At 70.8% G+C, this 8,685-nt stretch carries 9 protein-coding genes; 6 read left to right on the forward strand and 3 right to left on the reverse strand.

Going from position 1 to position 8,685, the window contains the following annotated elements:
* From P409_RS18760 to P409_RS18775, 4 genes are all read left to right on the forward strand, one after another.
* Positions 1 to 325, forward strand: a 325-nt coding sequence (locus P409_RS18760) for an SAM-dependent methyltransferase (protein WP_034841286.1), incomplete at its 5' end; no start/stop codon positions are given.
* Positions 326 to 377: 52 nt separating this feature from the next.
* Complete coding sequence (pgeF, locus tag P409_RS18765) at positions 378 to 1,139, forward strand: peptidoglycan editing factor PgeF (RefSeq protein ID WP_034841287.1); 762 nt, start codon at positions 378 to 380, stop codon at positions 1,137 to 1,139.
* Between the two features lie 187 nt (positions 1,140 to 1,326).
* Positions 1,327 to 2,259: a ribose-phosphate pyrophosphokinase gene (locus P409_RS18770; RefSeq protein WP_034841288.1), complete on the forward strand. Its 933-nt coding sequence runs from the start codon at positions 1,327 to 1,329 to the stop codon at positions 2,257 to 2,259.
* A 71-nt stretch (positions 2,260 to 2,330) separates the two neighbouring features.
* Positions 2,331 to 3,404 carry an alpha/beta fold hydrolase gene (locus P409_RS18775; protein ID WP_034841289.1) on the forward strand — a complete coding sequence of 358 codons (1,074 nt, stop codon included), beginning with the start codon at positions 2,331 to 2,333 and terminating at the stop codon, positions 3,402 to 3,404.
* 44 nt (positions 3,405 to 3,448) lie between these two features.
* Here the strand turns inward: P409_RS18775 and P409_RS18780 are convergent, their stop codons facing one another.
* Complete coding sequence (locus P409_RS18780) at positions 3,449 to 5,035, reverse strand: calcium-binding protein (protein WP_052120914.1); 1,587 nt, start codon at positions 5,033 to 5,035, stop codon at positions 3,449 to 3,451.
* Positions 5,036 to 5,243: 208 nt separating this feature from the next.
* Here P409_RS18780 and P409_RS18785 point away from each other — a divergent pair, with 208 nt between their 5' ends.
* The gene (locus tag P409_RS18785) at positions 5,244 to 6,296 is read left to right on the forward strand and encodes a cysteine hydrolase family protein (protein ID WP_202964720.1); all 1,053 of its coding nucleotides are present in this window, start codon (positions 5,244 to 5,246) and stop codon (positions 6,294 to 6,296) included.
* A gap of 3 nt (positions 6,297 to 6,299) precedes the next feature.
* On the opposite strand, the gene bioB is transcribed toward P409_RS18785, so the two are convergent.
* Together bioB and P409_RS40805 are read right to left on the reverse strand one after the other, a co-directional pair.
* Positions 6,300 to 7,304, reverse strand: coding sequence for a biotin synthase BioB (gene bioB, locus P409_RS18790; RefSeq protein ID WP_034841295.1), 1,005 nt, complete (start codon positions 7,302 to 7,304; stop codon positions 6,300 to 6,302).
* The gene (locus tag P409_RS40805) at positions 7,301 to 7,834 is read right to left on the reverse strand and encodes a biotin transporter BioY (RefSeq protein WP_238578721.1); all 534 of its coding nucleotides are present in this window, start codon (positions 7,832 to 7,834) and stop codon (positions 7,301 to 7,303) included. The genes bioB and P409_RS40805 overlap by 4 nt, the downstream gene beginning before the upstream one ends.
* 148 nt (positions 7,835 to 7,982) lie before the next feature.
* On the opposite strand from P409_RS40805, the gene P409_RS18800 reads away from it, so the two are divergent.
* Positions 7,983 to 8,636 (forward strand): GntR family transcriptional regulator, encoded by a 654-nt coding sequence (locus tag P409_RS18800; RefSeq protein WP_034841299.1) that lies wholly within the window; start codon positions 7,983 to 7,985, stop codon positions 8,634 to 8,636.
* Positions 8,637 to 8,685 lie beyond the last annotated feature (49 nt).

The raw sequence follows: 8,685 nt of genomic DNA on the forward strand, positions 1-8,685 counted from the left end.
CCAGGCGGTGCGGCGCCATGCCTTTGCCGATCCGCTGGAGGCGCCGGGCGAGGCCGACCTGACCGCCCATGTCGATTTCCAGGCCTTGGCCAAAGCCGCGACGCAGGCCGGCGCCGAGGCGCATGGCCCGGTGACCCAGGGCGCGTTCCTCGAGGCGCTGGGGCTGCGCCCCCGGGCGGCCCAGCTGAAGAAGGCCGCCCCGGCCCGCGCCGCCGAGATCGACGCCGCGATCGAGCGGCTGGCCGGGCCGGAGCAGATGGGCGCGCTGTTCAAGGCCCTGGCCCTGACCGTGCCCGGCCTGGGCGCGCCGGCGGGGTTCCCGTGACCACGGCGGCGATGCTATTCCGGTGTGGTCCGTATCGGCCGGAGCCTGCCCCGTGATCACCGTCGACGCCCTCGCCTTGCCCGGTATCGGCCACGGCTTCTTCCCGCGCACCGGCGGCGTCAGCGAAGGCATCTTCGCCTCGCGCAACTGCGGCTTCGGCTCCGGCGACCGGCGCGACGCGGTGGCCGAGAACCGCGACCGCTGCCGGCGTGAGCTCGGTCCCGCCGAGACGCTGCTGACCGTCCATCAGGTGCACAGCCCGGAGGTCGCGACGGTGACGGAGCCCTGGACGCCGGAGACGGCGCCGCGGGCCGATGCCATGGTCACCGACCGGCCGGGCCTGGCGCTGGGCATCCTGACCGCCGATTGCGCCCCGATCCTGTTCGCCGACGCCGAGGCCGGGGTGATCGGCGCCGCCCATGCCGGCTGGAAGGGCGCGCTGGGCGGCGTCACCGACGCCGCCATCGCGGCGATGCGGACGCTGGGCGCGATGCCGGAGCGGATCACGGCCGTCATCGGCCCCTGCATCGGGCCGGACAGCTACGAGGTCGGGCCCGAGTTCCGCGACCGCTTCCTGACCGAGGACCCGGACAGCGCCGGCTTCTTCCATATCCCCGGCGCCGGGGCGCGGCCGCATTTCGACCTGCCGGGCTATGTCGCCGCGCGCCTGCGCCGCGCCGGCCTGCGGCAGGTCGCGGTCACCGGGCTCGACACGCTGGCGGACGAAGACCGGTTCTTCAGCTATCGCCGCACCACCCTGCGCAAGGAGCCGGATTACGGCCGCCAGATCTCGGCGATCGTGCTGACGGGCTGATACGGATGCCGCACCTGATCACCCTGTTCCTGTTCATCATCGTGGCGCTGCTGGGCGGCTGCGTCTTCATGATGATGTGACAATTTCGGGACAGGGTTGCGTTTAGTCCGTTTACACCCCGATCCGCGCGGGATATACGCAGCCGCATCCGGCCCCGGCCACCGCCCGAGACCACCGAGCCGCCCCCATGAAAATCATCGCCTGCAACAGCAATCGCCCGCTCTGCGAGGCGATCGCCGCCTATTTGCAAATCCCGCTGACCAAGGCCCAGATCCGGCGCTTCGCCGATATGGAGGTCTTCGTCGAGATCCTGGAGAATGTCCGCGGCGAGGACGTCTTCGTGATCCAGCCGACCAGCTTTCCGGCCAATGACAACCTGATGGAGATGCTGGTCACCATCGATGCGCTGCGCCGCGGCTCGGCCCGCCGGATCACCGCGGTGATGCCCTATTACGGCTATGCCCGCCAGGACCGGAAGACCGGCCCGCGCACGCCGATCTCGGCCAAGCTGGTGGCCAATCTGATCACACGCGCCGGCGCCGACCGGGTGCTGACCCTCGACCTGCATGCCGGCCAGATCCAGGGCTTCTTCGACATTCCGCTGGACAACCTGGTGGCCGCGCCGGTGTTCGTGAAGGACATCCGCAGCCGCTTCTCCAGCGACAATCTGGTCATCGTCTCGCCCGATGTCGGCGGTGTGGTCCGCGCCCGCCAGGTGGCGCAGCGGCTGGACGCCGACCTGGCCATCATCGACAAGCGGCGGGAGAAGGCCGGCGTGTCCGAGGTGATGAACGTGATCGGCGACATCGACGGCCGCCGCTGCATCCTGATCGACGACATCGCCGACAGCGCCGGCACGCTGTGCAACGCCGCGGTGGCGCTGATGGAGCGCGGCGCGTCCGAGGTCTTCGCCTATATCAGCCATGGCGTGCTGTCCGGTGGTGCTGTGGCCCGCGTCGGCGCCTCCCCGCTCAAGGAGATGGTGACGACCGACAGCATCCTCGCGACCGAGGCGGTGCGGCTGAGCCACAACATCCGCCAGCTGACCATCGCGCCCTTGATGGCCGAGGCCATCCTGCGCATCGCCGAGGAGAAGTCGGTCTCCAGCCTGTTCCAGTAAGCCCTGGTCCCGCCGCGCCGGCCCGTCCATCATCGAATGGCAACCAGCGGCGGAACAGGGAGGAAGCGGCCATGCGGTGGCTGGAATGGGCGCGTCGTGCATCGGTCGGGGCGGCCGTCGCCCTGGCCGCGTCCGTGGCCGGGGCGGCGGAGTATCCCGCGCCCAGGGAGGGCGACTGGATCGTCCGCGATTTCCGCTTCCAGAACGGCGAGGTGCTGCCCGAGCTGCGCCTGCGCTACACCACGGTCGGCGAGCCGTCCGGGGAGCCGGTGCTGATCCTGCACGGCACCGCCGGCTCCGGCGCCGGGATGCTGACGCCCGCCTTCGCCGGCGAGCTGTTCGGACCCGGTCAACCGCTGGATGCCCGCCGGTACTTCATCATCCTGCCCGACGCGATCGGCGCCGGGAAATCCTCCAAGCCCTCCGACGGGCTGCGCATGCGGTTCCCCCGCTACGGCTATGACGACATGGTCGAGGCGCAGTACCGGCTGGTGACCGAGGGGCTGAAGATCCGCCATCTGCGCCTGGTGCTGGGCAACTCCATGGGCGGCATGCAGACCTGGCTGTGGGGCGAGGCCTATCCGGACGCCATGGACGCGCTGGTCCCGATGGCGTCGCAGCCGACCGCGATGTCCGGCCGGAACTGGATCATGCGCCGGATGCTGATCGAGGCGATCCGCAGCGACCCCGGCTGGATGGGCGGCGACTACGCGGTCCAGCCGAAGTCGCTGGCGCTGGCCAACGCCTTCTTCAACTTCGGCACCAGCGGCGGGACGCTGGCCTATCAGGCGCTGGCGCCGACCAGCACGGCGGCCGACAAGCTGGTCGACGACCGGCTCGCCGCGCCTTTCCCTGCGGATGCCAACGACCTGCTGTACCAATGGGGCTCGTCGCGCGACTACGACCCGTCGCCGCTTCTGGACCGGATCCGGGCGCCGGTCCTGGCCATCAACTCCGCCGACGACGAGCGCAATCCGCCGGAGACCGGGCTGATGGAGCAGGCGCTGAAGCGCATCCCGACCGCCCGGCTGTTCCTGATCCCGGCCAGCGCCGAGACCCGCGGCCACGGCACCACCGGCATGGCCAGGTTCTGGGCCGAGGCGCTGCGGAGCTTCCTGGAGAGCGTGCCCCGCCGGCCCCTGTAGCACGGGCGCCCGGCGCGCGATCCGAGCGCCCGCTCGCGCCTTTGTCAGAGCACGAAGTCACCGGCGACCAGCGTCGGATGGTTGGTCAGCGCGATGTGCAGATCGATCACCTTGTCGCCGTTCACGTCCCCGTCGACATAGGCGATGCCGCCGGAGACGAACGCCCGCAGCTCTCCGGCCACGCCGTGGAACGCCTGGGCGCCGATGAACTTGAACGCCTGGTCACCCGCCGCCGTGGTGTTGGCGTCGATCAGGGCCAGGTTGATGCGGTCGCCCTGGGCGTGGCTGAAATCGGTGATGACATCGCGGCCGGAGCCGACCGATTCGCTGGTCGCGCCGAAGACGAAATGGTCGGCCCCGGCGCCGCCGGTCAGCGTGTCCGCGCCGGCCATGCCGCGCAGCGCGTTGGCGCCGGCATTGCCGATGATGGCGTCCGCCCCGGTCGAGCCGTTGGCGTTCTCGACGCCGACATAGACATCGCCCTGGGCGTTGCCCCCTGCACCCTTGCCGGTGGCTAGATTGATGGTCACGCCGATGCTGCTCTCGCTGTAGGCGACGGTGTCGATGTTCAGGCCACCATCCAGCCGGTCGGCGCCGGCGCCCCCGCGCAGGATGTCGTTGCCGTCGCCGCCCGACAGGCTGTCATTGCTGAGGCCGCCATCGAGGTTGTCGTCGCCGGCGCCGCCGATCAGCGTGTCGGCGCCGAAATCGCCGGTCAGCGCATCCGCCCCGGCGCCGCCGTCGAGCCGGTCGGCGCCGTCCATGCCCGAAAGCACGTCATTGCCGTTGCCGCCGGCCAGGGCGTTGACCCCGGTGTCCCCGATCAGCCTGTCGTTGCCGGCCGAGCCGACCAGATGCTCGATGCCGGTCAGCACGTCGCCCTGGGCATTGCCGCCGCTGGCCGTGCCGGCGGTCAGGTTGATGGCGACGCCGATCGTGCCTTCGGAATAGGTCGCGGTGTCGTTCCTGGCGAAGGAGCCGATGATCCGGTCCGCGCCGGCACCACCGCGCAGGACATTGACCTCGTCCTCGTAGTAGCTGCCGCGATCGCAGCTGAGCCAGTCGTCGCCGGCGCCGCCGGCGACATTGTCGTTGAAGCCGCCGGCCAGGATCCGGTCGTTGCCGTCGCCGCCGGAGAGGCGGTTGTCCTGGTCGAGATCCTCGAGATAGTCGTTGCCGCTGCCGCCCTCGATCGTGTCGTTGCCGGTGCCACCGTAGAGCCTGTCGTCCCCGCCCATGCCGTCGATCCGGTCATTGCCGCCCATGCCGTCGATCCGGTTGGCGATGGCCGAGCCGGTGAGGATGTCGTGGCCCTGGTCGTGGTTGACGCCCTCGATGTTCTCGAAGCCGGAGATGACATCGCCCTGGGCCTCCGACCCAATCCCGGAGGTTTTCATCGTGGTCAGGTTGATCACCACGCCGGCGCCGCTGGCATCCCAATAGCTGATGGTGTCGATGCCGGCCCCGCCGATTAGTGTATCGCCGCCGGCCCCGCCGACCACATAGTCGTTGCCGCTGCCGCCATCGATGCGGTCATCGCCGCCGCGGCCATACATGATGTCGTCGCCCGCATTGCTTTGGCCGGGCGGCGGGATCTGGTTGTCGTTGTCGTCGCCTTCGAATCTCGCCATCGAGGTCTCCTGGACGGAAGGTTTGAGGACGCGGGCGCCCCTGTCGGCGCGCCGGATCCGGGCCGATATCCACGTCCGCTGTTGGCATCAAGCGTGCTGAAACGGACGCAATGGCAGCAACCCCCGACGATTCAGGGATGGACAGACGGGCTTTCCATCACCCTGCCCCGCTGCCTAGTCTGTCGCGGCCGCATGAATGGAGGCCGGCATGAGCGCGACGATGGAGCTTCCGCCCTTCTTCGATCCGACCCGGGCCGCGGACTGGTCGTACCGTCCCGATATCGACGCCCTGCGCGCCACGGCCGAGCGCTGGCGTGGCGAGATCGGGCCGGCCGGAGACGGCCGCACGGACCTGCTGCTGATCGACCTGCAGCGCGATTTCTGCCTGCCGGAGGGCGCGCTCTATGTCGGCGGCCGGTCAGGGCGCGGCGCGGTCGAGGACGCGGCGCGGGTCGCCGCCTTCATCCACCGCAACCTGGGCGCCATCGACCGGATCGTCCCGACCTTCGACACGCACACGCCGCTGCAGATCTTCCACCGGTCGTTCTGGATCGGCGCCGATGGCCACCCGCCGGCCCCGTTCACCGTGATCACCGAGGAGATGCTGGCCGACGGCGCCTTCAGGCCGAGCCCCGGCGTGCTGGGGCTGCTGCCCGCCGATGTCGCGGCGGAGGGGCTGGCCTGGGTAGAGCGGCAGCTGCTGCACTATGCACGCAGCCTGGCGCGGCAGGGCCGCAATGCCCTGATCATCTGGCCCGACCACTGCCTGATCGGGTCGGAAGGGCACGCGATGCCGGGGCTGGTCCAGGAGGCCCGGCTGTTCCACGCCCTGCTGCGCGGCGCGCCGACGCCCGTCATCATCAAGGGCGACGATCCCTGGAGCGAGAGCTACTCAGCCTTCGGGCCCGAGGTGCCGGACCGGTGGGACGGCGGGCGGCTGGTGAAACCGCAGGACGACGCCGCGCTGCTGGAGCTGCTGCGCGCCGACCGGATCGTCGTCGCCGGCCAGGCCTCCAGCCATTGCGTCCGCTGGTCGGTCGACGACCTGCTGGGCCGGATGCGGTCGCTGGCCCCCGCCCTGCCCCGCCGGGTGTATATCCTGCGCGACTGCATGTCGGCGGTGGTCGGGCTGGATGTCGAGGGCCGGCCGGTCCCGGCGCTCGACTTCACCACGCAGGCCGAGGAGGCGTTCGGCCGCTGGGCGGAGCTCGGCGTCCATATCGTCGAGTCCGCCCAGCCGATGGCGGAGTGGCCGCGATAGCCCTTACACCGAGGCCGGCGCCAGCCCGCCGGTCACCGCCCTGAGCCCGAGCTTCTCCAGCAGCTGCGTGTCGCGATCGACCCCGGGGTTCGCCGTGGTCAGCAGCACGTCGCCGAGGAAGATCGAGTTGGCTCCGGCCAGGAAGCACAAAGCCTGCAGCTCGTCGCTCATATATTGCCGGCCGGCGGAGAGGCGGACCACGCTGCGCGGCAGCAGGATCCGCGCCACCGCAACCAGCCGGACGAAGCCGATCGGGTCGGGCTTCTCCGCCATCGCCATCACCGGCGTCCCCGCCACCTCGTTCCAGAGGTTCAGCGGCACGCTTTCCGGATGCGGGTCCATCCCGGCCAGGAGCAGCAGCATGCCGAGGCGGTCGTCGACCGTCTCGCCCATGCCGACGATGCCGCCGCAGCACACCTTGATGCCGGCGGCGCGCACATGCTCCAGCGTCTCCAGCCGGTCCTGCAGGGTCCGGGTGGTGATGATCCGGCCATAGAATTCCGGCGAGGTGTCGACGTTGTGGCTGTAGTAGTCGAGCCCGGCCGCCTTCAGCCGGTCTGCCTGCGGCCGGGTCAGCATGCCGAGGGTGACACAGGTCGACATCCCCAGCGCCTTGACTCCCTCCACCATCTCGCAGACCGGGTCGAGGTCCCGGTCCTTCGGGCTGCGCCAGGCGGCGCCCATGCAGAAGCGGCCGGCCCCGGCGGCCTTGGCCTGCGCCGCCCGCTGCACCACCACGCCGGGATCCATCAGCCGCGTGGCCTTGACCCCGGTGTCCCAGCGGGCGCTCTGCGAGCAGTAGCCGCAATCCTCCGGGCAGCCGCCGGTCTTGATGCTGAGCAGGCTGGCGGTCTCGACCGCCGCCGGATCGAAGCTCGCGCGGTGGACCAGCTGGGCCCGGTGCAGCAGCTCCGGGAACGGCAGGCGGTACAGCGCCTCGGCCTCGGCCCGAATCCAGTCGAACCGGACGGCGGGCCTGGAGCCGGAGGCGGCGTCAGCCGCCGTCACGCGGCCCTCCGGACGCGGCGCAGGGCGACGGTCACGGCGGCGGCCAGCAGGACCTTCAGCGCGTCGCCGAGCAGGAACGGCGCGACCCCGGCGGCGATCACGGCCGACCAGCCGGTGAACTGCGCCAGCCACAGGCAGCCGAGGGCATAGATCACGGCAAGGCCCGCCAGCATCGGCACGACGGTCGCGATCAGCCCGCCGGGCCGGCGCCGGATCCATTCGCCGGCCAGGAAGGCGGCGACGGCGAAGCCGAGAAGATAGCCGCCGGTCGGGCCGACCAGCGGCGCGATGCCGCCGCTGCCGCCGGCCAGGACCGGCAGGCCGATCGCCGCCTCGGCCAGGAACGTCGCCACCATCGCCGCCGCCAGCCGCCCGCCGGCCAAGCCCGCCAGAAGGAAGGTGGCGCAGACCTGCATGGTCATCGGCACCGGCCAGAACGGGATCTGGACCTGGCCGCTGAGCGCCATCAGCAGGCTGCCGCCGATGACCGCGGCGGGGATGCGCCAGCCGGCCAGAGCGGGCGTGGACACCGGTGCTTCGAAGGGAGAATGCATGCCATGACTCCTCAAAATCATAGATAATCTTTTTAGATAATCTATGATTGTTGCGACTCACTCGAGTCTAGAAGGGCAGCTCGCCCAGCGCACCGACTTCTTCAGTAGATAATCTATAATCGAGATGCCGAAGCCTCCATCGCAGCAGAAGACCCTCGCCGATCGGATCGCGGATGCCCTGGCCGAGCGGATCGTGGCCGGCGAGCTGGCGCCGGACGCGCCGCTGCGCCAGGACCACATCGCCCATGAGTTCGGGTCCAGCCATGTGCCGGTGCGCGAGGCGTTCCAGCGCCTGCAGGCGCAAGGGCTCGCGGTCAGCGCGCCGCGGCGCGGCATGCGCGTGGCGCCGCTGGACGACCGGTCGATGCGCGAGGTAGTGGAGATCCGGGCGGCGCTGGAGGTGCTGGCGCTGCGCCATGCCGCCCGCCGGCTGACGCCGCTGCAGATCGAACGGATCGAGGAGGCGGTGACCGCCGGCGACCAGGCACGGTCCTTCGCCGAATGGGAGGCGGCCAACCGCAGCTTCCACCGCGAGCTGGTGGCGGCCTGCCGCATGCCGCGCCTGCTGGAGATGCTGGCGGAGCTGCAGCTGGCGAATTCGCGCTTCGCCTTCGCCGCCACCCGCTCGGCCGGCTGGCAGCCGCGATCGAACCACGACCACCGGCAGATCCTGGATGCCCTGCGGCGCGGCGCCGTCGATCAGGCCGCGGCGCTGCTGGGCCGGCACATCCAGACGCTGGAGCGGGCCGGAGGTCTCTCCGAGAGCCCGGCCCGTTGAGGCAGGGTCAGGCCCGGCGGCGCCGGCGGCCCTCGCGCTCGCCCCCGCC

Source organism: Inquilinus limosus MP06 (genome assembly GCF_000767795.1).
Lineage (GTDB): Bacteria > Pseudomonadota > Alphaproteobacteria > DSM-16000 > Inquilinaceae > Inquilinus > Inquilinus limosus_E.